The sequence below is a fragment of the Streptomyces sp. CB09001 genome (assembly GCF_003369795.1).
GTDB lineage: Bacteria > Actinomycetota > Actinomycetes > Streptomycetales > Streptomycetaceae > Streptomyces.
The window spans coordinates 1-24,695 of sequence record NZ_CP026730.1 but is presented as its reverse complement, the minus strand read 5'-3'; the positions used below and the strand labels follow the sequence as shown (position 1 = coordinate 24,695).

General features: G+C 73.0%; 16 protein-coding genes and 1 pseudogene. 6 read left to right on the top strand and 11 right to left on the bottom strand.

The features are described from left to right. Window positions 1-21: 21 nt before the first annotated feature. Window positions 22-2,403 (bottom strand): SpoIIE family protein phosphatase, encoded by a 2,382-nt coding sequence (locus C4J65_RS00085; protein WP_115740468.1) that lies wholly within the window; start codon window positions 2,401-2,403, stop codon window positions 22-24. Between the two features lie 278 nt (window positions 2,404-2,681). Between C4J65_RS00085 and C4J65_RS00080 the strand changes: the two genes are divergently transcribed. The 3 genes from C4J65_RS00080 (at window position 2,682) to C4J65_RS00070 (ending at window position 10,152) form a co-directional block, all read left to right on the top strand. Further along, window positions 2,682-5,768 (top strand): glycoside hydrolase family 2 TIM barrel-domain containing protein, encoded by a 3,087-nt coding sequence (locus C4J65_RS00080; protein WP_115740467.1) that lies wholly within the window; start codon window positions 2,682-2,684, stop codon window positions 5,766-5,768. Between the two features lie 153 nt (window positions 5,769-5,921). Continuing rightward, window positions 5,922-8,165 carry a cellulase gene (locus tag C4J65_RS00075; RefSeq protein WP_115740466.1) on the top strand — a complete coding sequence of 748 codons (2,244 nt, stop codon included), beginning with the start codon at window positions 5,922-5,924 and terminating at the stop codon, window positions 8,163-8,165. A gap of 379 nt (window positions 8,166-8,544) precedes the next feature. Further along, window positions 8,545-10,152 (top strand): RICIN domain-containing protein, encoded by a 1,608-nt coding sequence (locus C4J65_RS00070; protein ID WP_115740465.1) that lies wholly within the window; start codon window positions 8,545-8,547, stop codon window positions 10,150-10,152. A gap of 61 nt (window positions 10,153-10,213) precedes the next feature. Here the strand turns inward: C4J65_RS00070 and C4J65_RS00065 are convergent, their stop codons facing one another. Beyond that, the gene (locus tag C4J65_RS00065; protein ID WP_115740464.1) at window positions 10,214-11,383 is read right to left on the bottom strand and encodes a lactate 2-monooxygenase; all 1,170 of its coding nucleotides are present in this window, start codon (window positions 11,381-11,383) and stop codon (window positions 10,214-10,216) included. Between the two features lie 359 nt (window positions 11,384-11,742). On the opposite strand from C4J65_RS00065, the gene C4J65_RS00060 reads away from it, so the two are divergent. Further along, window positions 11,743-12,177, top strand: a complete 435-nt coding sequence (locus C4J65_RS00060; protein WP_115740463.1) for a protease inhibitor — start codon at window positions 11,743-11,745, stop codon at window positions 12,175-12,177. Window positions 12,178-12,322: 145 nt separating this feature from the next. On the opposite strand, the gene C4J65_RS00055 is transcribed toward C4J65_RS00060, so the two are convergent. The 9 genes from C4J65_RS00055 to C4J65_RS00015 form a co-directional block, all read right to left on the bottom strand. Beyond that, entirely contained in the window at window positions 12,323-12,571 is a 249-nt protein-coding gene (locus tag C4J65_RS00055; RefSeq protein ID WP_162832951.1) for a CDGSH iron-sulfur domain-containing protein, read from the bottom strand. Then, complete coding sequence (locus tag C4J65_RS00050; RefSeq protein WP_205350932.1) at window positions 12,552-13,196, bottom strand: HemK2/MTQ2 family protein methyltransferase; 645 nt, start codon at window positions 13,194-13,196, stop codon at window positions 12,552-12,554. Before C4J65_RS00050 ends, C4J65_RS00055 begins: the two co-directional genes overlap by 20 nt. Window positions 13,197-13,226: 30 nt before the next feature. Then, the gene (locus C4J65_RS00045) at window positions 13,227-14,258 is read right to left on the bottom strand and encodes an iron-containing redox enzyme family protein (RefSeq protein WP_115746222.1); all 1,032 of its coding nucleotides are present in this window, start codon (window positions 14,256-14,258) and stop codon (window positions 13,227-13,229) included. Window positions 14,259-14,313: 55 nt separating this feature from the next. Further along, complete coding sequence (locus tag C4J65_RS00040; RefSeq protein ID WP_115740461.1) at window positions 14,314-14,493, bottom strand: hypothetical protein; 180 nt, start codon at window positions 14,491-14,493, stop codon at window positions 14,314-14,316. A 48-nt stretch (window positions 14,494-14,541) separates the two neighbouring features. Then, window positions 14,542-15,552 carry a Ppx/GppA family phosphatase gene (locus C4J65_RS00035; RefSeq protein WP_115740460.1) on the bottom strand — a complete coding sequence of 337 codons (1,011 nt, stop codon included), beginning with the start codon at window positions 15,550-15,552 and terminating at the stop codon, window positions 14,542-14,544. A 30-nt stretch (window positions 15,553-15,582) separates the two neighbouring features. Beyond that, a complete protein-coding gene (locus C4J65_RS00030; RefSeq protein ID WP_115740459.1) occupies window positions 15,583-18,405 on the bottom strand; it encodes an NHLP bacteriocin export ABC transporter permease/ATPase subunit in 2,823 nt (940 codons plus the stop codon). A 1-nt stretch (window position 18,406) separates the two neighbouring features. Next, complete coding sequence (locus C4J65_RS00025; protein WP_115740458.1) at window positions 18,407-20,629, bottom strand: NHLP family bacteriocin export ABC transporter peptidase/permease/ATPase subunit; 2,223 nt, start codon at window positions 20,627-20,629, stop codon at window positions 18,407-18,409. Next, a complete protein-coding gene (locus tag C4J65_RS00020) occupies window positions 20,626-21,432 on the bottom strand; it encodes an HlyD family efflux transporter periplasmic adaptor subunit (RefSeq protein WP_162832950.1) in 807 nt (268 codons plus the stop codon). Before C4J65_RS00020 ends, C4J65_RS00025 begins: the two co-directional genes overlap by 4 nt. Before the next feature lie 119 nt (window positions 21,433-21,551). Next, window positions 21,552-21,767 carry a type A2 lantipeptide gene (locus C4J65_RS00015; protein WP_115740456.1) on the bottom strand — a complete coding sequence of 72 codons (216 nt, stop codon included), beginning with the start codon at window positions 21,765-21,767 and terminating at the stop codon, window positions 21,552-21,554. Window positions 21,768-22,372: 605 nt separating this feature from the next. Here C4J65_RS00015 and C4J65_RS00010 point away from each other — a divergent pair. Then, window positions 22,373-23,635: a S1 family peptidase gene (locus C4J65_RS00010; RefSeq protein WP_115740455.1), complete on the top strand. Its 1,263-nt coding sequence runs from the start codon at window positions 22,373-22,375 to the stop codon at window positions 23,633-23,635. Window positions 23,636-23,973: 338 nt separating this feature from the next. Further along, window positions 23,974-24,695, top strand: a pseudogene (locus C4J65_RS00005) (GAF domain-containing protein); the annotation flags it as partial.

Genomic DNA, 24,695 nt, shown 5'->3' with positions numbered 1-24,695 from the left:
CTCCGCATCGTGGCGAGGGGCTCACGCCTCGTCGTCGAGCAGCCCCAGCTCCGCCCAGATGGTCTTGCCCTCGGCCGTGTGCCGGCTGCCCCAGCGCTGGGTGAGCTGAGCCACCAGGAGCAGGCCGCGCCCGCCCTCGTCCCAGGTCCTGGCCCGGCGCAGATGCGGCGCGGTGTGGCTGGTGTCGGAGACCTCGCAGATCAGGGTGGCCGTGTCGTGGATCAGCCGGAGCCGGATCGGCGGGGAGCCGTACCGGATGGCATTGGTGACCAGCTCGCTCACGACCAGCTCCGCGGTGAAGGTCGCCTCCAGCAGGTTCCAGTCGGAAAGCTGGTCGAGGACCTGCTTGCGCACCGGGGCGACCAGCGCGGGGTCGGCGGGAATGTCCCAGGTGGCGACCTGTCCGGCAGGCAGCCCCCGGGTCCGGGCCAGCAGCAGCGCCACGTCGTCGGCGGCGCTGCCCGACGGGAGGAGGCGGTGCAGCACCCGGTCGCAGACGGTGTCCAGGGAGTCGGCCGGGGCGGCCAGCGCCTCGCGCAGCAGCGCCTGGCCGGTGTCGGTGTCCCGGTCCCGGCTCTCGACCAGTCCGTCGGTGTAGAGGGCCAGCACGCTGCCCTCGCGCAGCTCCAGCTCGGCCGCCTCGAACGGCAGTCCGCCCACGCCCAGCGGTGGCCCGGAGGGCAGCTCGACCTGCTCCGGCGGACCGTCCGGCGGGACCAGGACAGGCGCCGGGTGTCCGGCCCGTGCCATGGAGCAGTGCCGCGACACCGGGTCGTACACCACGTACAGACACGTCGCGCCGACCTCGCCCGCCCGGTCGTCGCCGGACTCCTCGGACAGCCGGACGACCAGGTCGTCGAGGTGGGTGAGCAGCTCCTCGGGCGTCAGGTCGATGTCGGCGAGGGTGCGAACGGCGGTGCGCAGCCGGCCCATCGTGGCCGAGGCCGGGATGCCGTGGCCGACCACGTCCCCGACGACCATGGCGACCCGCATCCCGGACAGCGGGATGACGTCGAACCAGTCGCCGCCGACGCCCGAGCGGGCCGCGGGCAGGTAGCGGGAGGCCGCCTGCACCGCGGCCGTGGGCGGCAGCCACCGGGGCAGCAGACTGCGCTGCAGGGTCAGCGTGGCCTCGCGCTCGCGCGAGTAGCGGCGGGCGTTGTCGATGCAGACGGCGGCGCGGGCGCTGACCTCCTCGGCCAGCAGCACGTCGTCGTGCGTGAACGGGTCGGGGCGCCGGAACCGGGTGAAGACCGCGACGCCGAGGGTGGTGCCGCGGGCCTGGAGCGGCACCGACATCGTGGAGTGGATGCCGTACTCCTTCACCCGCCGCAGGCGGACGGGGTCCCACTCGAGCCAGCGTTCGAGGTCGCCGTAGGCCTGCGAGGCCACGATCACCTGCCCCGAGAGCAGGCACTCGGCCTGGGGGGAGCCGGCCGGATAGACGTCCAGCTGCCCGGTGTCGGCCACCGCCTGCGGGCCGTCCGCGGTGATCGACCGGTGCGCGGTACGGCGCAGGCCGACCGGCGGTTCGACCAGGGTGGCGGGCTCACCGCCGTGCTCGTGCGGGTCCAGCAGGTCGACGCTGACGAAGTCGGCGAGCGGGGGGACGCACACGTCCGCCAGCTCCTGCGCCGTAAGGGTGACGTCGAGGGTGGTGCCGATGCGCACGCTGGCCTCGTTGACCAGTTGCAGCCGCTCGCGGGCGCGGTGCTGCTCCGTGAAGTCGTGGACGCTCACACACACGCCGCGCACCCGGCCGTCGGCGTCGGTCAGCGGTGCGATCCGGGCGTTCCACGCGTGGGCGCGGCTCTCGTCCTCCGCCTTGAGGTGGGTCTGCATGTCGTGCCGGCGGCCGGAGGCCAGCACGCGCCGCATCCGGCGTTCCAGTTCCGCGTCCTGCGGCCGGATGCTGAAGTCGGTGGCCCGCAGACCGCGCAGGCGATCGGACGGGAGCCCCAGCAACCGCGCCATGGCGTCGTTGGCCCCGCGCAGCAGCAGCCGGTCGTCGAAGATCATCATGGCGCAGGGTGCCTGGGCGAGCGCGGCTCTGACCAGCGGGTCCTCCTCCGGTCCGGGACCGGGATCCAGGCGCGTGACGGCGAGCCAGCCGGCCGGGGCGCCGTCGGCCGCGGGTCTGCGGTGCGCGAGCACCCAAGCGGACACGGTGTGCCCGTCGCGGTGGCGCAGGTCCAGGGTGCCGCTCCACCGTGCGTCGCCGCGCCCCGGCGGTGTGCCGTCCGGGCCGCCCGCGAGGAGGTCGGCGGCGGGGCGCCCCACCACATCGGCGGCCTGGTGGCCGAGCAGCAGGCGGGCGCCCTCGTTCCACTCGACCAGGGTGCCGGAGCCGTCGACGACGGCGCGGGCCGTGGCGGCATCGTCGAACGGGTTGACCGGACTCATCGTCGCCACTCCATTGCGCACACTCACAGTGATCAGCGCGTCACCTGCTTCCCAGCCTAGTGGGTCGGGGCGCCGAACGGACCCCGACCCATCGGGCGCACGGCGCCCCGCAGCCCCACGCGTCCCGGGCGCGGTCCGGGCGGCACGGGATAGAAAGTGCTTTCCGCGGCCTTGACGGGCGCGTGGGGCCCGACGTCAGAATCTGTTTGTTCGCGATCGCTTGTGAGTACTTCTGAGTTCTGATGAGCCTCGATGAGTTCTGATGAGGGAGATCCGTCATGACGGTCACGCGCAGATCGGTTCTGATCGCCTCCGCCGCCACGCCCGCGGCCGGGATGGCGCTCGCCGCCCCGTCGGCGTGGGCCGCGGACGCGAGCGGCGGCTCGGCCGGTCGCGGCACCATCGCCCTGCGGGACGGCTGGCGCTTCCGGCTGATCGACCCCGACGGCGCGGCCGAGGACGTCACGGACGCCGCCGATCCCGCCCACGACGACTCGGCGTGGCGCGAGGTCGCCGTCCCGCACGACTGGAGCATCGAGCAGGCGCCCACCACCGAGCACGGCACCACCAGCGGCACCGGCTTCCTGCCGGGCGGCCTCGGCTGGTACCGCCTCGCCTTCACCCTGCCGCCCGCCCTGGCCGGGAAGCGGATATCGGTCGAGTTCGACGGCGTGTACATGGACTCCCGCGTCCACTGCAACGGACGGGAGGTCGGCCACCACCCCTACGGCTACACCGGCTTCGCCCTCGACCTCACCGACCTGGTGCACACCGACGGCCGCACCGAGAACGTCCTCGCGGTGCGGGTGCGCAACCAACTGCCGAGCAGCCGCTGGTACTCCGGCAGCGGCATCTACCGCGAGGCCCGGCTGGTCGTCACCGAGCCGGTGCACGTACGGCGCTGGGGCACCCGCGTCACCACGCCCCGGGTGAGCGAGGAGAGCGCCGTCGTCCGGGTGGAGACGTCGGTGGTGAACGCCTCGGGCACCGCACGCGAGGTCGAGATCCGGTCGACGGTGACGGACGCGGAAGGCCGCACCGCGGCCCGTACCGCCTCCACGGTGGACGTCACCGACGCGCTCACCGACACCCACGAACTCACCGTCCGGCGTCCGCGGCTGTGGGACTTCGCGAGCCCGCACCGCTACACCCTGCACACCGAACTGCGCGTCGGCGGCCGGACCGTCGACACCTACCGCACCCCGTTCGGCATCCGCACCTTCCACGTCGACCCCGACGAGGGCTTCCACCTCAACGGCAGGCACGCCAAGATCAAGGGTGTCGACCTGCACCACGACCTCGGCGCGCTCGGCGCCGCCGTGAGCATCGACGCGATCCGCCGCCAGATGACCCTCATGAAGTCGATGGGCGTCAACGCCTTCCGCACCTCCCACAACCCGCCCTCGCCCGAGATGATCGAGGTCTGCGAGGACATGGGCATCATCATGCTGGTGGAGGCCTTCGACTGCTGGCGCACCGGCAAGAACCGCTACGACTACGGGCGGTTCTTCGACGAGTGGTGCGAGCGGGACGCCACCGAGATGGTGCTCGCGGCCCGCAACTCGCCCGCCGTCGTCATGTGGTCCATCGGCAACGAGGTCCCCGACTCCACCGCCACCGCCGGGCTGGCCATGGCCGACCGGATCATCGACGCCGTCCGGGCCGCCGACGACACCCGCCCGCTGGTCATCGGCTCCGACAAGTACCGCCGGCTGCCCGCCAAGGGCTCCGCGGCCGACCTGATGCTGGCCAAGCTGGACGGACTCGGCCTCAACTACAACACCGCCAAGTCGGTGGACGACCTGCACTCGGCCTACCCGCACCTGTTCCTCTTCGAGTCCGAGTCGTCCTCCGAGACCTCCACCCGCGGCACCTACCAGGAGCCGGAGCACCTCAACACGGGCGAGAACCACACGCCGGGCGGGCGGGCCACCTCGTCCTACGACAACAACCTCGCCTCCTGGACGATGAGCGGCGAGTACGGCCACAAGAAGGACCGGGACCGCAAGTGGTTCACCGGGCAGTTCCTGTGGTCCGGCATCGACTACATCGGGGAGCCCACGCCGTACGACGTCTTCCCGGTGAAGGCGTCCTTCTTCGGCGCGGTCGACACGGCCGGCTTCCCGAAGGACATGTACCACCTGTTCCGCAGCCAGTGGACCGACGAGCCGATGGTCCACCTGCTGCCGACGACGTGGAACCACCGCGAGGGCGACACCGTCGAGGTCTGGGCCTACACCAACGTCGACACCGTCGAGCTGTACCTGAACGGCAAGTCCCTCGGCACCCGCCGCTTCGACACCAAGAAGACCGTCGACGGCCGGGCCTATCTGGAGACCACCGAGCCCACCGGCGACGACAAGACCTTCACCGACGGTCCCTACCCCGGCAGTTACACCAGCCCCAACGGCAGCGCGGGCAAGCTCCACCTGACGTGGAAGGTGCCCTTTGAGGCGGGCGAGCTGAAGGCCGTCGCCCGGCGCGGCGGCAGGACGGTCGCCACCGATGTGCTGCGCACCGCCGGGACGCCGCACGCCCTGCGCCTGACCCCGGACCGGGAGTCCGTCGACGCGGACGGCCGCTCGCTGGTCTTCGTGACCGCCGACGTGGTCGACCGGCACGGCGTGGTGGTGCCCGGCGCCGAGCACCTGATCTCCTTCGACGTCGCGGGCGGCTCGCTGGCCGGACTCGACAACGGCCGCCAGGAGAGTGCCGAGCGCTACCAGTCCCGCACCCGCACCGCCTTCCACGGCAAGGCGCTCGCGATCGTCCGGTCCGGCACCCGGCCGGGCACGCTCCGGGTGACGGCCCGCGCGGACGGCCTGCGTACGGACACCGCGACGGTGCGCGCCCGGCGGGCCCCCGACCGGGCGACCACACCGGTCCCGGAGTTCCCGGCCGAGCACCCGGCGCCCGTGGAGCACCCGCACGCGGACGCGAGCTACTCCGGCCGGCCCGGCACCCTCCCCGCCGCCGTGCTGGACGGTGACCCGGCCACCGGCTGGTCCAACGGCTTCCACAAGGCGGCCACCGCTCTGCTGCCCGCCTTCGACGGGGCCCGCGCCGAGGATTGGATCTCCGTCGACCACGGGCGCACGCGCACCTACGACCGGGTCGAGGTCACCTTCACCGTGGACGACGGGCACAGCCTGCCCGCCGCCGTCGAGGTCGCGGTCTGGGACGGCCGTGCCTGGCGTACCGCCGAGGGGACGCGGACCGACTGGGCCACCGCATCCGACGCGCCCACGGTCGTCACCTTCGACCGGCTGCGCGGCTCCCGGGTCCGTCTCACGGTCACCAGCCGGCACCCCGGCGAGGCGCGGGGAGCGGTCCGCATCAGCCGCCTGGAGACGCCGGCCGCCTGAACCGCCGTTCCACGCCCCGGACGGGACCGGTCTGGAAACCGGTCCCGTCCGGACCGTTGACGGCGTGTCATGTCTGCCACAAGCATGTCCTGCGACCGCATTTGGGAGCGCTCCCATTCATGGCGAGCGCCACCTCCCCCGAGGAGCCCGGACGTGAAAAGACGCAGAACCGCGCTCGTCTCCCTGACGGCCCTGCTGGCGGCGGCCGTCACCGCGCTGCCCGCAGCCCCGGCCGGCGCCGAGGAGACCGAGCAGGTCAGGAACGGCACCTTCGACAACGGCACGGACTCCTGGTGGACGAGCAGCAACGTCACCGCCGCCGTGACCGACGGCCGGCTGTGCGCCGACGCCCCCGGCGGCACCACCAACCGCTGGGACGCCGCCCTCGGCCAGAACGACGTCACCCTGGTCGCCGGGGAGTCGTACAAGATCTCCTTCACCGCCACCGGTACGCCCGCCGACCACGTGGTCCGGGCGATCGTCGGGCTGTCGGTGTCCCCGTACGACACGTACTTCGAGGTCAGCCCGCAGCTGAGCGTCTCGGGCAACACCTACTCGTACACCTTCACCTCGCCCGTCGACACCAGCCAGGGCCAGGTCGGCTTCCAGCTCGGCGGCACGCCCGACGCCTGGCGGTTCTGCGTGGACGACGTGTCCCTGCTGGGCGGCGTGGCACCGGAGCCGTACGTGCCGGACACCGGGCCGCGGGTGCGGGTGAACCAGGTCGCCTACCTGCCCTCGGGGCCGAAGAACGCCACCCTCGTCACCGACGCGACCACCCGCCTGCCCTGGCAGCTGAAGAGCGACGCCGGACGGGTCGTCGCCCACGGCTGGAGCACGCCGCGCGGCGTCGACGCCTCCTCCGGGCAGAACGTCCACTCGATCGACTTCGGCCGCTACAAGAAGCGCGGCGAGGGCTACACCCTGGTCGCCGACGGCGAGACCAGCCGCCCCTTCGACATCGGCACGGCCGCCTACGAGCGGCTGCGCCTGGACTCCGCGAAGTACTACTACACACAGCGCAGCGGCACCGCGATCAGTGACGAACTCCGCCCCGGCTACGGACGCCCCGCCGGACACGTCGGCACGGCGCCCAACCAGGGCGACACCGAGGTGCCCTGCCAACCCGGCGTGTGCGACTACACCCTGGACGTCTCCGGCGGCTGGTACGACGCCGGCGACCACGGCAAGTACGTCGTCAACGGCGGCATCTCCACCTGGGAGCTGCTCAGCACCTACGAGCGCTCGCTGCACGCCCGCACCGGGGAGCCCCGCAAGCTGGGCGACGGTTCGCTCGACATCCCCGAGAGCGGCAACAGGGTGCCGGACATCCTCGACGAGGCCCGCTGGGAGCTGGACTTCCTGCTGAAGATGCAGGTGCCGGACGGGCAGCCGCTGGCCGGGATGGCGCACCACAAGATCCACGACGAGCAGTGGACCGGGCTGCCGCTGCTGCCGAGCGACGACCCGCAAAAGCGCGAGCTGCACCCGCCGACCACCGCGGCGACCCTCAACCTGGCGGCGACGGCCGCGCAGGCCGCCCGCCTGTACCGCCCCTACGACCGGGAGTTCGCCGCGAAGGCGCTCGCCGCGGCCCGCACCGCCTGGAAGGCGGCGCTCGCCCACCCGGACCTGCTCGCCGACGAGAGCGACGGCATCGGCGGCGGCGCCTACCCCGACAACGAGGTCGCCGACGAGTTCTACTGGGCCGCGGCCGAGCTGTACCTGACGACGGGGGAGCGGGACTTCAAGGACCACGTGCTGAACTCCCCGGTCCACACCGCCGACATCTTCGGCCCGATCGGCTTCGACTGGGCGCGCACCGCGGCCGCCGCCCGCCTCGACCTGGCGACCGTACCCAGCCGCCTCCCGGGCCGGGACCACGTCCGCCGCTCCGTCGTCCGGGGCGCCGACGGCTACCTGGCCACCCTGAAGGCGCACCCGTACGGCATGCCCTACGCCCCCGACGGCAACGTGTACGACTGGGGCTCCAGCCACCAGGTCCTGAACAACGCGGTCGTCCTCGCCACCGCCTACGACATCACCGGCGGTTCCAAGTACCGTGACGGCGCCGTCCAGTCCATGGACTACATCCTGGGCCGCAACGCGCTGAACATGTCCTACGTCACCGGATACGGCGAGGCCAACGCGCACAACCAGCACAGCCGCTGGTACGCCCACCAGCTCGACCCCGCGCTGCCCGCGCCGCCCGACGGCACCCTGTCCGGCGGTCCGAACTCGAGCATCCAGGACCCCTACGCGCAGAGCAAACTCCAGGGCTGCGTCGGCCAGTTCTGCTTCATCGACGACATCCAGTCCTGGTCGACCAACGAGCACACGATCAACTGGAACGCCGCGCTGGCCCGGATGGCCTCGTTCGTGGCGGACCAGGGATGACCGGCTGACCCCTGCGCACTGCGCACTGCGCATTGCGCACTGTGCCCGAGGGCCGTGCCGCTTCCGCGGGAGAATGCGGAAAGCGGTGCGGCCCTCTCGGCATGTCGGGGATCATGGCATGCCGTGGATTCTGACCTTCTTTCAAAGGCGGCCGATGTTGACCGGTCGCCTTGTTGACCATGAGTGGTTTGTGCGAGAGTGAAGCACCCGTGCGGGGGGTAAAGGCCGGGTCTCGCACGCGCTTTGACGGGCCGGGTCCGATTTCGCCATGGCGAATTCACACCTCCCGCGCTCCGCCCAAGAGGTACACACCAATCCGTGGGTCCTTTTCGGCGATCGGAACTTCTGAGTCACCTGCGCGTGGGAAGGAAACATCTCAGTGCCCACCCCCCACCCCCCTCGGCCCGCCTACCCGCCCTCGGGCGGGGATCCCGGGGAGTCCGACGAGTTGCTGGCCGCGCGGCTCAGGGACGGCCCGGAGAACGAGGCCGACCGGATCGCCGCGCTGCTGATGGCCCGCCACTGGCAGCCGGCGCACGACTACGCGACCATCTGCCTGGCCACCTCGGCCCAGGTCACCGCCATGGTCACCGCCGCGGCCTGGCACCGGGTGCTGGCCCGGCTCACCGAGGGCGAGCCGGCCACCGCGCTGCGCCCCCGGCTGCTGGTGGCCGTGCGCGACACGGTCCGTCAGTGGTCCGGCGACGACGCGATATCCGGCGCCCTGCCGCAGTTGCTCAAACCCGCCGGGGGACGGGGTATGCGAGCGGCGAAGTCCCTGACTCCGGAAAACCGCACGCTGGCGGCCCGGGCATTCGCTTCTCTTCCCGGACCGGCCCGTTGTTTGCTGTGGCACACGGAGGTCGAAGGCGAGTCCATAAGCGTCCCGGCCGGTCTGCTGGGCATGGACACCGACACCGCGTCGGCCACTCTCGAACAGGCGCGTGAGAAATTCCGCGAGGGATGTCTGCACGCCCACCGGCAGCTCGCGCCGAGCCAGGAGTGCCGCTTCCACAGCCGACTGCTCGACGTCCCGATTCGCCGGGGCGGTGCCCTGCTGCCCGATGTCCGCAAGCACCTGGCGGACTGCCGTCACTGCCGGCACGCGGCCGACCAACTCGGCCACTTCGAGCGGGAGTTGGGCACGCTGATCGCCGAGGCCGTACTCGGCTGGGGTGCGCGGCGCTATCTCGACTCGCGTCCGGCGCGGGCGACGCTGGGCGGGCTGGCCGAGGGCGCGGCCCGGCACCGCGGCTCACGCACCGGGCTGCTGGCCAGGATCCCCGTGCCGGTGCGCCGGGTGCCGGGCCGGCCGCGCTCCGGCCGGTCGGTGCTCCGGCAGTTCGGCGCCGCCTCCGCCGGGGTGCTGGCCATCGTGCTCGTGGTGAGCGTGTGGTCCTACGACGGTGGTGGCGCCGATCCGGCCGCCTCCACCAGTGCGGTCGACGGCGACGGCGAGACGTCCGCGACGAGCCGTCCGAAACCGCCGGACGCGGCCGGGATGCCCTCGTCGGCGGACCGCACGCGGCTGCGCAACGTCGCCGCGAACCTGTGCCTCGACGTCCGGGGCGAGCCGAAGGCGGGGGCCGGCGCCCGGCTGGCGGAGTGCTCCGGGGCGGGGACCCAGGAGTGGACCTACGAGGACGACGGTCTGCTGCGCAGCGTCGCCGACCCGGGGCTGTGTCTGGACTCGCGGGCGGACGCCGGAGTCGTCATTCTCGGTACCTGCGCCGACGAGGGAACCGAGCGGGGCGACGACGTGCGCTACGGGCTGACCGGCCGGGGCGAACTGGTGCCGCGCGGGCAGAAACTGCTCGCACTCGCCGCCACCACCCGTGCCCCGGACGCCGACGTCGTCGTCAAGGTGCACGACGGCTCCGACGACCAGCGCTGGCGCACCGACCCGGTACCGACGGCGGAGGGCTCCCTGTCGATCGCCCGTACCGACGCCCCGGGGGCGCGGGCCGTGGAACTGTCCGGCGGCTGAGAGGGGCGGCGCGCCTTCGGTGGCATCGTCAGCGGTGCGGGGGGACGGTGCCACCGTCCCCTCACACCGGGTCCTCGACCAGGTCCGCGGGCCCCGGCGTGGCCGGTGAGGCGTGCCCGGACAGGGCCAGAGTGAGGTCCAGTTCGGCGAGCAGACAACGGATCACGTGCTCGACGCCGGCCTGGCCGTCCAGGCCAAGGCCGTAGACGTAGGGACGGCCCAGGAGCACCGCACGCGCCCCGAGCGCGAGCGCCTTGAAGACGTCGTCGCCGGTGCGGACACCGCTGTCGAACAGCACGGTCAGCCGGTCGCCGACCGCCTCCACCACACGCGGCAGGGCGTCGGCCGCCGCGACCGAGCCGGCCACCTGACGGCCCCCGTGGTTGGAGACGACCACGCCGTCCATCCCGGCTTCGGCGGCGAGCCGGGCGTCGTCCGGGTGCAGGACGCCCTTGAGGACGACCGGACCGTCCCAGTTCTCCCGCAGGAACGCCAGGTCGGGCCAGGACTTGGCGGGATCGGCAAACATGCCGACGAAATGCATCACCGCCGCGTTCGGGTCCTCGTGCACCGGCTTGGCCAGACCGGCCCGGAAGGCCGGGTCCGAGAAGTAGTTGGCGGTCCCCACCCCGTGCAGGAACGGCAGGTACGCCTGGTCGAGGTCGCGCGGGCGCCAGGACAGCAGCGGCGTGTCCAGCGTGACGAACAGCGCTGTGTACCCGGCCGCCCGGGCTCGGTCCAGGAAGCTGCGCGCCACCTCGCGGTCCTTGGGCCAGTACAGCTGGAACCAGCGCTCGGCGTCCCCCATCGCCTCGGCGACCTCCTCCATGGGCGTGCTGGAGGCGGAGGAGAGGATGTACGGCACGCCCTGGGCCGCGGCGGCCCGGGCGGCGGCGGGCTCCGCGTCCGGATGCATGATCGACAGGACGCCGACCGGCGCGAGCGCGAGCGGGGCGGGCAGGGCACGGCCCAGCACCTCGACGCGCAGGTCGCGTTCGTGCACGTCCCGCAGCATGCGCGGAACGATCCGGCGCCTGGCCAGCGCGGCCCGGTTGGCGCGGGCGGTGCTGCCGTCGCCCGCGCTGCCCGCGACGTATCCGAAGGGGCCGGGTCCGAGGCGCCGCTCGGTGAGCTCCTCGAGCCGGGTCAGGTCGGTGGGCAGCCGCGGGACGGCGCCCGTCATGCCGTTCAGATAGATCTCGTACTGGAAATCCGCCCAGTGCTTCGGCATCCCAAGGTCCGCCCCTCGTCGTCGAGCTCGCGCTGCCGGCACCATACCCGTGGGTATGCCGGGGGTGGCGGTCAGGGTCGACGGACCTGTTTCGGGGGTGTTTCAGGCCTATTGACGAAGGTGCGGATCACGCCATTCGGCCAGTTCTGTTCTCAATAATCGATCAAGAAATGCCCAGTTCCGGACTTGGAACGTTCTAATTCTGTGACTTCACGCCACTGATTCAATACGCAAGGTTACCGAAACCCATGGGGTCGAGATGAGTTTCGGTGCCGGACTCGGCAGACTCGCGCTCGCCGCTCCGGCACCGACCGGGCCGGGCCGGCACCACCCTCGAAACGAGCGGAAGGATGCACACAATGCGGAACACCGCGCGCTGGGCAGCGACTCTGGGCCTGACGGCCACCGCCGTCTGCGGGCCCCTCGCCGGGGCCTCCCTCGCCTCCCCGGCCACCGCCCCCGCGTCGCTCTACGCCCCCTCGGCCCTGGTGCTGACCGTGGGGCACGGAGAGAGCGCTGCCACCGCCGCACCCCTGCGCGCGGTCACCCTGACCTGCGCCCCGACCGCCTTTGGCACCCACCCGGCGGCCGACGCGGCCTGCGCCGAACTGCGTGCCGTGCACGGCGACCCGAGCGCCCTGGCCGCCGAGGACTCGGTGATGTGCACCCGGGAGTACGCCCCCGTGGTCGTCACCGTCGACGGCGTCTGGCAGGGCCGGCGCCTCTCCTACGAACGCACCTTCGCCAACGAGTGCGTGAAGAACGCGGGCAGCGCGAGCGTCTTCACGTTCTGAGGGACCGGGACCGCCGGGACCGTGCGGCGTGATCGGCTGCTCGCTACTGGGGAGTGCGAGCGCCGCCGTACGGGTCCCGCGGGCCCGCACCGGGGACGGCGGACGGAGTGGGGCCGTCCGCCGTTCTCCCGGTTCACGGGCGCGGTCACCCGTTCGCGGCCGGGCCGTCACCGGCCTTGGAGGACCGGGCGCGGTGGCTGGTGTCGCACCAGGGATAACGCCGACTGCGCCGGCACGTGCACAGCGCCACCCGGAAGCGGTCGGAGGACACCGTCGTCCCGTCCTCCAGCTCGACCTCCACGGGCCCTTCCACCAGCAGCGGTCCCCGGCGCTGGACCTTGATCCGGCGCGGGGCGTCGGGCGGGCGCGGGGTGTCAGACGGGGAGTTCGGCACGGACGACCACCAGCTCCTCCTCGCGATCGGCCAGGGACAGCAGCCCGCGCTGCCGCAGCCAGCGTTCCCGGCCGCGCACCACGGGACCGAACGCGACCCGCCGCCGCCGGATCACCGCCGCCTTCAAGCCCGCCTCGCGCAGCAACGCCTCGGTCCTCCCGGGGTCGCTGAGCGCCGACTGCACGAGCAGCAGCACCCCGCCGGGGCGCAGCAGCCGGGGTACTTCCAAGCAGATCCGGTCCAGGACCATGCGACCGTCGTGACCCGCGTCCCAGGCCCGCGCGGCACCATGCGGCCGGCGGCCGTGAGCGGGGGCCGGCACATACGGCGGATTGGCCAGCACCAGGTCGAACGACTCGCCGCGCACCGGTGTGAAGAGATTGCCGTGCCGGACGCGGATCCGCAGCCCGGCCCGGGCCGCGTTGAGCCGCGCGGCGCACACCGCGCGCCACGACACGTCCACCGCGGTCACCCGGCCGCCCCGCCGGGCCGCCGCCAGGGCGAGGGCGCCCGTGCCGGTCCCCACGTCGAGCACGGCGGCGCCGGGCGGGAGCGACTCGCCGGACAGCGCCCCGGCCAGCAGGGCGGTGTCCTCCTGAGGGGCGTAGACGCCCGGTAGCACCATGAAATTCACGGATCCCACGTACCCCGTCCGTCAGGAAATATGAGAAATTTCCCCACGGGCGCCGCGCATGGCGGGCAGCGGTGTACGCAGGGACGACCGCCCCGCGCGCCACTCGGCGAGCAGCCGGGCGCCGAAGCGCTCCTCGAGGTGACCGGTGGCGTCGACGCCGAACACGACGTCCGCCGCGAGGTGCGGCTCCTGCTCCAGCAGGCCGTCGATCACCTCGTGCCGCACGATCTGCTCGTGCACCGCGTCGGCCTCGACGTGCTCGTCGTAGAAGTGCTCGGCGGCCGGACCCGCGCCCGTGCGGCGCATCGCCTCGGCGAGCCGCCGGGAACCGGGCGACGAGGTGATCTCCACGGCCGCGAAGTGCCCCACCAGCGCCCCGCGCAGCGACCGGTGCAGGCCGAACAGGGACATCATGTTGACCGTGGCCAGGCACTCGGCCGAGGCCGCGTCCAGATGGGCCCCGTACGTGGTGTCCAGGTCCAGGTCCGCCATCAGGTCGGCGAACAGGCGGGCGTGCACCCGGTCGGCGCGACCGCCGCCGTACTCGTCGAACTCCACCGCCGCCATCGCCGCCTTCGAACGGCCCCACAGGCGGGGCAGCACCCAGGCGTGCGGGTCGGCCTCCTTGAGGTGGTACAGGGAGCGCTGGGCCGCGTACTCCCGCAGCTGCCACAACTCGCCCTCGCCCTGCAGGAAGTGGCTGACCCCCTCGCCGTGGACGGGCTCGACGAGCAGCGCCCCGACCGCGTCCGCGACGCTGTCGTGGACCGGGGTGCCGGCCCGCAGGGCGGAAAGGAAGCGTCGCTCCAGCCCGGCCCTCACGCCCAGCAGGCCGGGGTCCCACTCCAGATCGGGGGAGACGCCCGCGAAGCCCCGGTAGTGCAGCTCGTAGCACTGGTACAGGGCGAGCTGCAGGTCGTCGCCGTACACCGGCGCGGCGGCGACGGCCGCGGGGGAGGGCAGCGGGCCCGAGCCGAGCAGATGTGCGCCGACGGCCTCGGAGACCGGTCCCCGGGCCGTCGGCAGCCGTGGTCCTTCGCGGTCGTACTCCATGCGCCGCGAGTACCCGGACGGCGCCGTGGCACCCCCGGCCGCACGGAGCGGCACCTCACTCGCCCTCGGCGTCCTCCTGGGCACCGGTGTTCGGGGAGGTGGCGTCACCCGCCTCGCCCCGGTGCTCGCCCTCGTCGGACTCCGCGTCGCGGGGCCTGGCCTCCTCGATCTCGCGCAGCACCTCCTCGATGGCGGTCTCGGGCTGCTTGCGGTCGTGCTCGCCGTCCTGGGACACGGGGTCCTCCTTCTCGCTTCTCGTCGTACGGCTCCTGCTCCCGGTCGTTCAGTTCGACGCGGACGCCAGGCGCAGGGGCACCGGCGCCGGGGGAGCGGCCTCGTCGCTGCGGCGCACCACCTCGGCCCACCAGGCCGGCCCGTCCTCGATGTGGCGCAGCAGGATGCCCTCGCGGATCGCCCAGGGGCAGAGCGCCACCGACTCGAGACCGGTCAGCTTCATCGCGGTGTGCCCCACGACGGCGCCCGCCAGGCTCTGCGCCGCGCGCGGCGCAGAGATGCCGGGCAGCAGGGCCCGCTCGGCCGCGGACAGGGCGGCCAGCCGGCCCACCGCGTCCCCCAGGTCCGAGCAGCGCATCCGCCGCTCCGTGAAGGGTCCGTACCGGCCCGGCGGGGCGCCGCACAGCCGCCCGAGCTGCTGGAAGGTCCGCGAGGTGGCCACGGCGGTCCGCGGCCCCTCCCAGCGGATCCGCGCCGCCGCGTCCCGCAGCTGGTGGCGGACCTTGCGCCGCAGCGCCTTGACCTGCTCCGGCGAGGCCGGGGCCCGGCCGCCCGCCAGGAACTCGTGGGTCAGCCGGGCGGCCCCCAGCGGCAGCGAGGCCACGAAGCCGGGCAGCCGGCCACGCCCGAACGCCACCTCCAGCGAGCCGCCGCCTATGTCGAGCAGGGCGAGCGGACCGGACCGCCAGCCCATCCAGCGCCGGGCCGCGAGGAACGTCAGCTCCGCCTCCACCTCGCCCGGCAGGGTGCACAGCGGCACGCCGGTGCGGGCCTGGACGGTGCGCAGCACCTCACGCCGGTTCGGCGCGGCCCGCACCACCGCGGTCGCGAAGGCCAGCGGCCCCGACGCCCCCCACCGGTCCGCGGTCCCGCTCGCGTCGGCGACCGCCCCGACGAGCCGCTCAACGGCCTCCTCCGGGACCGGGCCACCCGGCCTGACCTGCTCCGACAGCCGCAGCCGCCACTTCGCGGTGTGCACCGGCAGCGGGACGCCGCCCTCGGCGTCCGCCACCATGAGCCGGACCGTGTTCGATCCCACATCCACCACGCTCGTACGCATGAGGGCAACAGGTACCCATTTGAGCGCCGATCAGGCCAGCTGCCGCCGCACCAGCTCGTGCAGCCGGCCACCGGTGTCCGCCAGCAGCCGGGCGGGCGGGCCCTGCTGGGCGACCCTGCCGTCCTCCATCACGATCACGCGGTCGGCGTCCAGGACCGTGGACAGGCGGTGCGCGATCACGATCCGGGTGGCGTTGAGCGCCTTGGTGGACTCGATCACCGTGCGCTGCGTCTCGTTGTCCAGGGCGCTGGTGGCCTCGTCGAAGAAGAGGATGCGCGGCCGGCGGATCAGCGCCTGCGCGATCATCAGCCGCTGCCGCTGGCCCCCGGAGACCGCCCCGCTGCCCGACACGATGGTGTGCAGCCCCATCGGCATCCGCTCGATGTCCTCCGCGAGCCCCGCCATCCCGGCCGCCGCCATCGCCTCCTCGGGCGTGTACGGCTCGGTGCCGCAGATGACGTCCAGGATGGAGCCGGTGAAGGGCTGGGCGTGCTGGAGCACCACCCCGCACTGTCTGCGCACCGCCGACTGGTCCAGCGCGGCCAGGTCCTGGCCGTCGTACAGGACGCTGCCCGACAGCGGACGGTCGAAGCCGATCAGCAGCCGCAGCAGGGTCGACTTGCCGCAGCCGCTGGGGCCGACGACCGCCACGAACTCGCCCGGCCGCACCTCGAAGGAGACGTCGTCCAGGACCAGCGGCCCGTCGTCGGTGTACCGGAACGACAGCCGGCGCGCCTCGATCGCCCCCGACAGCGGCCCCGGCCGGGTGCTCGCCGTCCGCACCTCGGGCGTGGCGTCCAGGACCGGCCGGATCTCCTCGAACAGCGGCAGCGCCGCCACGCCCGACACGAACGCGCCGGTCAGCTGGGTGACCGAGGTCAGCAGCATCGTCACCGAGGCGTTGAAGGTGAGGAACTCCGCCGCCGACATCGAGCCCCGCGCCGGGCCGGCCAGCAGCATGAACATCAACAGGGTGCACAGCGGCAGGTACACCGCGCCGAGCACCGCGTTCAGGTTCTTGATCCGCCCCGCCCGCTGCTGGAGCTCCCGACTGTGCGCGAACCGGTCCGCCCACGCCGCGTAGGCGTAGTTCTCGGCCGCCGCCACCCGTAGCTTCGGCAGCCCGCGCAGCGTCTGGAACGCCTGGTTGTTCAGCTTGTTGGTGAGCTTGACCAGCCGCCGCTGCCAGCGCACCTGCCACAGCCCGAGCCCGAGGAAGACCCCGGCGACGACCACCAGCATGGCGATCGCCGCGAGCGCCATCGGCACGCTGTACCAGAGCAGCAGGCCCAGGTTCATCGCCCCGACGGTCACCGACTGGGCCACCGTCGGGCCGACCCCCGCGAGCAGCCTGCGGATCGCGCTGATGCCCATGGCCGCGCTCGCCAGTTCACCGGTGGAACGCTCGGTGAAGAACCTCGTCGGCAGCCGCAGCAGCCGGTCCCACACGGCGGGCTGGAGCGTCGCCTCGATCCGGCCCTCCAAGCGCAGGATGGTGAGGTTCTGCAGCAGCATGAAGGCCGCCGCGACGACACTGCTCACCATCACCGCGAGACACACCTGCACGATCAGCCCGGTCTGCGCCTTCGGCACGAACTCGCCGAGCACCCGGCCCGTCGCGATCGGCACCAGCGCGCCGAGCGCCACCGTCACGAGACCGGCGAGCAGCAGCCCGGTCAGATCCCGGCGGGTGCCCGCCAGACAGAACCGCAGCAGCCGCAGCGGACCGAGCCGCCGCTCCGGCAGCGGCCGGTAGAACATCACCGCACGCGGCTCGAACTCCCCGGCGTTCGCCCGCTCCACCGGCGTCTCACGACCGGTCGCCGGATGCACGGCCACATATCCCCCGCGCCGCCACAGCAGCGCCACCGGCGCCCCCGACAGGGTGCGGTGCCCGACCAGCGGCCCCACGTCGTCCCGCCACCAGCGGTCCTCCAGCCGTACGGACCGGGTGCGCACGCGTGAGGCGAGCGCGATGCGCTCCACCGGGTCGAGCCGGTCGCTCTCCGTGCCGCCCGGGGCCGGCTCGGCGAGCGGGATCCCGGCGGCGCGGGCGACCAGCCCGCAGGCCGCGTACGTGGCGTCGGCGTCGGCGGCAGTGGTGCGCTGCGCCGGGCGCTTGCCGATGGAGGCCAGCAGCGTCCGGTCGGCCTGCGCGCGCACCGCCTCACCGGCCTTGATACCGGCCGCCGTCCGGGTCTCGTGGGTGCGTTCCAGCTGCTCGATCCACCGGTCCAGGGTGGTGAGCAGCCGGTACTGCTGGTCGACCATGCTCTGCCACAGCGCCGGGTCCATCAGCAGGTCGGCGGCCGCCTCCTCGCCGTACACCGCCCCGTACTGCACGCTGCCCGGGGGGACCTGCATCCAGAACACGTCGTCGTCGGTGGGGGTGTGGGTCCGCTCGGTGGCCATCGGCGCCTGGAAGAGGACGGTCAGGCCCCGGCCCACGCCGAGGGCGAGGGCGTACTCCAGCGGACTCGTCGTCGGCGGCACGTACTGGGGATTGCCGTACGCGTCGTACGACCACGTCTGGGTCTGTGCCGGCTGGTACAGCTCGCGCAGTCCGATGCGGTGCACCACGCAGTCCCGCAGCGGACGCGCCACCAGCGTGTGCTGCGGTCCGGCGACCGGGCCGAGCAGCACCGAACCCGCCTCCAGGCGCCCCAGGTGGTGCCAGTGGCCCTGCTCCCCGGCGTCGACCGCGAACAGGTCCACCGCGCCGGACGCCACCAGCCACAGGACCTGCGGCCCCTCCAGGTCGAGGCGGTTGAACCCGGCGCAGTCGACGCGGGTGCCCAGCGAGCCGAGCGCCCCCAGGACCAGGTCGCCCTGCCCGTCGTGCACGGTTGTCATCTCACCGCTCCCTGACCAGCGCCGCGTACGCGCCACCGCGCGCCAGCAGCTCCTCGTGCCGCCCCCGCTCCACGACCGTGCCGTGGTCCAGGACGACGATCTCGTCGCTGTCCCGCACCGTGCTGAGCCGGTGCGCGATCACCACGCAGGCGCAGCCGCGCCGGCGCAGGTTGTCCATCACCACCAGCTCGGTCTCCGCGTCCAGCGCGCTGGTCACCTCGTCCAGGACCAGGATGCTGGGCCGGCGCACCAGGGCCCGCGCGATCTCCAGGCGCTGGCGCTGCCCGCCGGAGAAGTTGCGGCCGTCCTGCTCCACCGGGCTGTGCAGGCCGCCCGGCCTGCGCGTCACCACGTCGTACAGGGCGGCGTCCTTCAGCGCCTCCACCACGGCGTCGTCGGGGATCGACGGGTCCCACAGCGCCACGTTGTCGCGCACCGAGCCCTCGAACAGGAACACGTCCTGGTCGACGAAGGAGACGGAGGACGCCAGCGCCCCGCGCGGGATGTCGTCCAGCCGCTGCCCGTCGATGCGGATCACGCCGTCCCAGGGCGCGTACAGGCCCGAGATCAGCCGCGACACCGTCGACTTGCCGCTGCCCGAACCGCCGACCAGGGCCACCTGCTGCCCCGGCCCCACGGTCAGGTCGAAACCGGTCAGCAGCGGCTTGTCGAGCGGGTTGTAGCCGAAGGAGACGTTCTGCAGCTCCACGTGCCCGCGCAGCCGGCGGGTGGACTCGCCGCCACCGGGGCGGTCGTAGAGCGGATCCGCCCGGAAGTTCTCCACGTCCTTCAGCCGGGCCACGTCGGCCGCGAAGTCCTGGATGCGGCCCGCGACACCGTTCAGCCGGGTCAGCGGCGCCGTGAAGCGGACCACCAGCGCCTGGAAGGCGACCAGCAGCCCGACCGAGATGTGCCCCTCGACCGCGCGCATGCCGCCGATCCACAGGATCAGCCCGCTGTTCAGCGTCGCGAGCGTCGGCGCGACCACACCCAGCCAGGCGCTCGGCACCCCGAGCCGCTGCTGCTCCTCCAGCGTGGTGGCGTGCTGTCCGGCCCACTTGCGGAAGTAGCCGTCCTCGCCGCCGGTCGCCTTCATCGTCTCGATCAGCTGGAGACCCGTGTACGCGGTGTTGGTCAGCCGCGCCGTGTCCGCCCGCAGCTTGGCCGTACGGGTCGCGCGCAAACGGATCACGACCCGCATCGCGAGGATGTTGAGCAGTGCCACACCGACGCCGACGAAGGTGAGCTGCGGGTCGTACGTGTACAGCAGCACGGCGTACAGGACGACCACGATCGCGTCCACGCCCGCCGCGGCGAGGTCGCGGGCCAGCGTCTCGGCGACGGCGTCGTTGGACTGGAGGCGCTGCACCAGGTCGGCGGGGCTGCGCTGGGAGAAGAAGGTCACCGGCAGCCGCAGCAGGTGCCGCAGGAAGCGGGCGCTGGAGAGGGTGGAGGAGATGATGCGGCCGTGCAGCAGGTTGGCCTGCTGGAGCCAGGTCAGCACCACCGTGAGCAGGACGCAGGCCCCCATCGACGCGAACAGCACGCCGAGCAGCGAGGTCTGCCCCCCGATGAGGAACATGTCGATATAGGTGCGGCTGAGCGCGGGTACCGCGGCGCCGACCGCCACGAGGAGCAGGCTCGCCAGCACGGCGGCGGGCAGCGTGCCGGCGGTTCCGCGCAGCCGGGCGGGCATCGCGCCGAGCACACCGGGCTTGCGGCCGCCCCGGGTGAAGTCCTCGCCGGGCTCCATGGTCAGCACGACACCGGTGAAGCTGCCGTCGAAGTCCTCCAGGGACACGAAACGGCGGCCCTTGCCCGGGTCGTTGATGAACACCCCGCGCCGCCCGAACCGGCGGCCCATGCCGTCGTAGACGACGTAGTGGTTGAACTCCCAGAAGAGGATGGCCGGTGCCGAAACCTCGGCGAGGGCGGCCAGGTCCATCTGCATGCCCTTGGCGGTGAACCCGTAACTGCGCGCCGCCTTCAGCAGATTGCTCGCCCGGGACCCGTCGCGGGAGACTCCGCAGGCGATCCGCAGCTCCTCCAGCGGGACATGGCGGCCGTAGTGCCCCAGCACCATCGCGAGGGAGGCCGCGCCGCACTCCACGGCCTCCATCTGGAGCACGGTGGGCGTGCGGACGGTCTTCGCGCGGCTCTTCGGCACGCTGCGCCTCGGCGGGGCGGCGCGGCGTCTGCCCCGGGTCTCCTGTGCGGTGCTCACGGCAGCAGCCAATCGACGGGACGCTGGTCGGCCAAACGGATCGAGCCCGAGGCCAGGGTCATGGAGGTCAGCTCGAACGGCGGTCCGTCCGCCGAGGACCACTCGTAGCCGCTCTTCGTGGACTTCGAGGAGGCCAGCCGCACCGTCACGGCCACCGGCCTGCCGTCCTCGGTGAACTGCTCGCCGAGCTGGCTGTCCCCGAGGAACGCGGTGATCGTCTGCGCCGACTGGGCCGAGCGGTCGACGGCCTTCACCTCGCCGTGCAGGACGCCGTACTGCTGCGTCGGCACCGACTGGACGGTCAGGTCGACGGAGGCGTGCGCGGGGATGGCGGCGGCCTTCTCGGCGGGGACGTAGACGGTGGCGTAGAGGGGATCGTCGGCGTGGGCGACCTTCTCGACGGACGCGACGTTCGCGCCAGTGCCGATGATCTGCCCGACGGTGGCCGCGAGCGCGCTGACCCGGCCGGCGTCCACCGCGCGGACCACCGTCTCGCCCTTCGCGGTGCGGACCTTCAGCACCGGGGCGTCGGCGGCCAGCCGCTGACCAGGACGGGCGAGGACCGCGGTGACCTGCCCGGAGACGGGGCTCTGCAGAAGGTAACTGCCCTGGCCGTGGGTGAGGATGGCGGGCGCGGACACGGTCGAGGTCACCGAGCCACCCACCGCCCACACGGACGCGGCGGCCATGGCGATCACCGTCACGGACAGCACCAGCCAGCCCTGGGGACGGGCGAAGCGCACCGGGAGATCGAGCTCCTCCGGTGACTGGAGTTTTGCGAGGGCCTGTTGGCGGAACTGCACGGCTGACGTATCCAGGGCTCGGTGAGAACGGCCGGAGGACGAGCACGGCCGAAGAGGGAGAACAGCCGAAAAGTCCCGGAGCCTGGACGGCTCCGGGACTCAGCGACGCAAGGGCGCGGTCAGAGACCGGCGACCAGGCCCGTGACCGGGGCCGTGTTCAGGCCGGTGACACCCTCGACGGTGCCGACGGCCGTGTTGAGCAGGCCGGAGACCGGGGCGATGCCGTCCACCAGGCCGGTGACGGTGCCGACGGCGTTCACGTTCAGGCCGCCGGAGACGTTGTCGAGGTCGGCGTCGGAGATCTCGACGGTCTCAACCCGGGGGGTGGAGTTCATGATGGAACTTCCCTTCGTATAGCCATTTCACAAGGGGGGAGCGGCCCCCTCTGGGGACAGATGACGGCCGCGACCGCAGGCGCCGGGCGCCCCTTTCCGGAGCCCTCCGCGGCCCCCGCGGTGCGATGGATCAAAGCACGCGGCCGGTCCGGGCTTCCAATCAAACACCCCTCTCACCAGCACACTTGCGAGGCATGCGCGCCCAAGCGTGCAGGGGCGCGCACGCCTTCGCGGCCACTTCTTCACACCGTGCGCGAGATCGGCTCGTGCGACCCCTTGCCCCTGCGGAGAGGATTGGGGCACTCCGGCCCCAAAGGCGTACGGGCCGCCGCGGGCTTGTGCAGATGCTCCAACGGGAGTGACCGGGTTGGGCATTCGATGTGCAGATTCACTGAAGCAGGCATTCCGCTCCGTGATCGCAACGGTGCGTCGCCGAGTGGACGCGCAGGGTGCTCGTGCGGCGCGCTGATCGGCGTGCGCCCGGTGCGAGCTGACGGTCCGTCTGAACACCCCGCGCGGCCCGTGCGTACCAACAGCCGTCCAGGCGCCCCCCAACAGCTGCCGGACCGTCGGGTAGCAACCCCGGTCCCAGGAGGTCGAGTAGGTTGAGTCACAAGCGAATCCCGAAGCGCAGGGCCGCGATGGCGGCGGGCGGTGTGGTGGCGCTCGGCGCGGCCGCGATCCTGCTGCCGAACGCCAACGCCTCGCAGGACGGCGGCTCCTCCGACGATGCCGCCGCGGCACCCAGGACCCTCAAGGCGGCGGACGCCTCGGATCTCGCCTCACGGCTCGCCGGCCTGCTCGGCGACACCTTCGCCGGCTCCTACTACGACTCCGGCGCGCGGCAGCTCGTCGTCAACGTCGTCCCCGGCGACGACGACCAGGTGGTCGTGCAGGCCGAGAAGGCGGGCGCGGAGGTCCGCGAGGTCGACAACAGCATGGGCGAGCTGCGGAGCGGCGCGCAGACCCTGAAGGCCGAGGCGAGCATCCCCGGGACCTCGTGGGCGATCGACCCGCGCACCAACAAGATCCTGGTGACCGCCGACAGCACCGTCACCGGCGACCGGTGGGACCGGCTGGAGTCCACCGTCGACGGCCTCGGCTCCGGCATGGCGACGGTCAGGAAGTCCGCCGGCACCTTCAAGACCTTCGCGTCGGGCGGCGACGCGATCTTCGGCGGCGGAGCGCGCTGCTCCCTAGGCTTCAACGTCACCGCGGGCGACGGCTCGCCCGCCTTCCTGACGGCCGGTCACTGCGGGGTCGCGGCCGACCAGTGGTCCGACGCGCAGGGCGGCCAGCCGGTCGCCACCGTCGACCAGGCGGTCTTCCCCGGCGAGGGCGACTTCGCACTCGTCAGGTACGACGACCCGGCGACCGAGGCACCGAGCGAGGTCAACCTCGGCGACCAGACCCTGCCGATCAGCGGGGCCGCCGAGGCGACGGTCGGTCAGGAGGTCTTCCGCATGGGCAGCACGACCGGACTGGCCGACGGGCAGGTGCTCGGCCTGGACGCCACCGTCAACTACCCCGAGGGCACGGTCACCGGCCTCATACAGACCGACGTCTGCGCCGAGCCCGGCGACAGCGGCGGCTCCCTGTTCACGCGCGACGGCCTGGCGATCGGCCTGACCTCCGGCGGCAGCGGTGACTGCACGGCCGGTGGCGAGACCTTCTTCCAGCCGGTCACCACCGCACTGGAGGCGGTCGGCGCCACCCTCGGGGGCGAGGACGGCGGCGCGGGTGCCGGCGGTGCCGGTGCGGGGGACGCGGGCGACGTGGGTGCCGGAGACACGGGTGACGGCGGTGCGGGTGACGCGAGTGACGGTGCGGCTGTCGGCGGTGGAGACGATTCGGGGCTGACGGGCTGAGGGGCTGAGGGGCGGAGGGGCTGAGGGGCTGACGCCACGTTCTCCCGCCCCGGACCGCGGCCGGACCCTTCGACGGGGCCGGGCGGCGGCCCGGGTCCGGTCCGGGCGTCCGGTGGACGTGCAGGCTCCGCAGCCGGCAGCCGGTGGCAGGTGTCCGTGGCCCGCGCGAGACCGTGCGACGCCGGCGCGGGCCAGGGACGGCTCGGCAGGTCTGCCCCGGCCGTGTCGCCCGGCGCACCGGTTCATGTCCCTCGCGCAGCGGCGCGGGGTGCGAAGCGCCGGTCCGCGAGCCCGGAGTGCTCCCGATCTCCGGTCCCCGGTCCGTAGGGGCTGCGCAGATGTCCCATAAGCGCTGTAATGGCGACGTGGTCGGAGAGGACGCTGCGGAACGCGGACCGAGGACGCTGCGTGCCGAGGGCGCCCTGAACGCGATCGTGGCCGGGCCGGTGCCGCAGCAGCGGCTGCGCGGGATCCTCGAGCAGGCGCTGGTCTTCGCGGGCGCCTCCTTCGCCGGGCTCTACTCGCCGGGCGACGACCGCGACCTGCTCTGCCTGGTCGAGTCGGCCGGAGTGCCCCGCACCCTGTACGGCGTACGCGACAGCTATCCCGCGTCCGGCGGCTCCCCGGTCGCCGACGCCCACCGCGCCGGCGAGGCGGTGTGGATCGGACCGGAGGAGTTCGCCGGATCGGCGGAGTCACGGCACGTGCCGTCGAGCGGCTTCTCGCTCGCCGTCCTGCCCGTGCGCGGGGACGGCGGCGGCTGCCTCCTCGCCCTGACCGAACGCCCCGACGGCTTCGACGCCGACGACCGTGCGTGCCTGGAGGTGATCGCCGAGGCGATGACCTGCCCCGCCCCGGCCGGGAGCGCCGAGCGCGCCGGGTCCGGTGACCTCCAGCCGGACGCCTTCACCCTGGCGATGGACACCGGCCGGGCGGAGGTCGGCGACGGCATCCTGCGGCTGTTCGGACTCGCCCCCGGGAGTTCGACGGCAAGGTCGAGACGCTGCTCGGTCTGACCGTGCCGGAGGACCTGCCGTCGCTCATGTCGGTGACCGAGTCC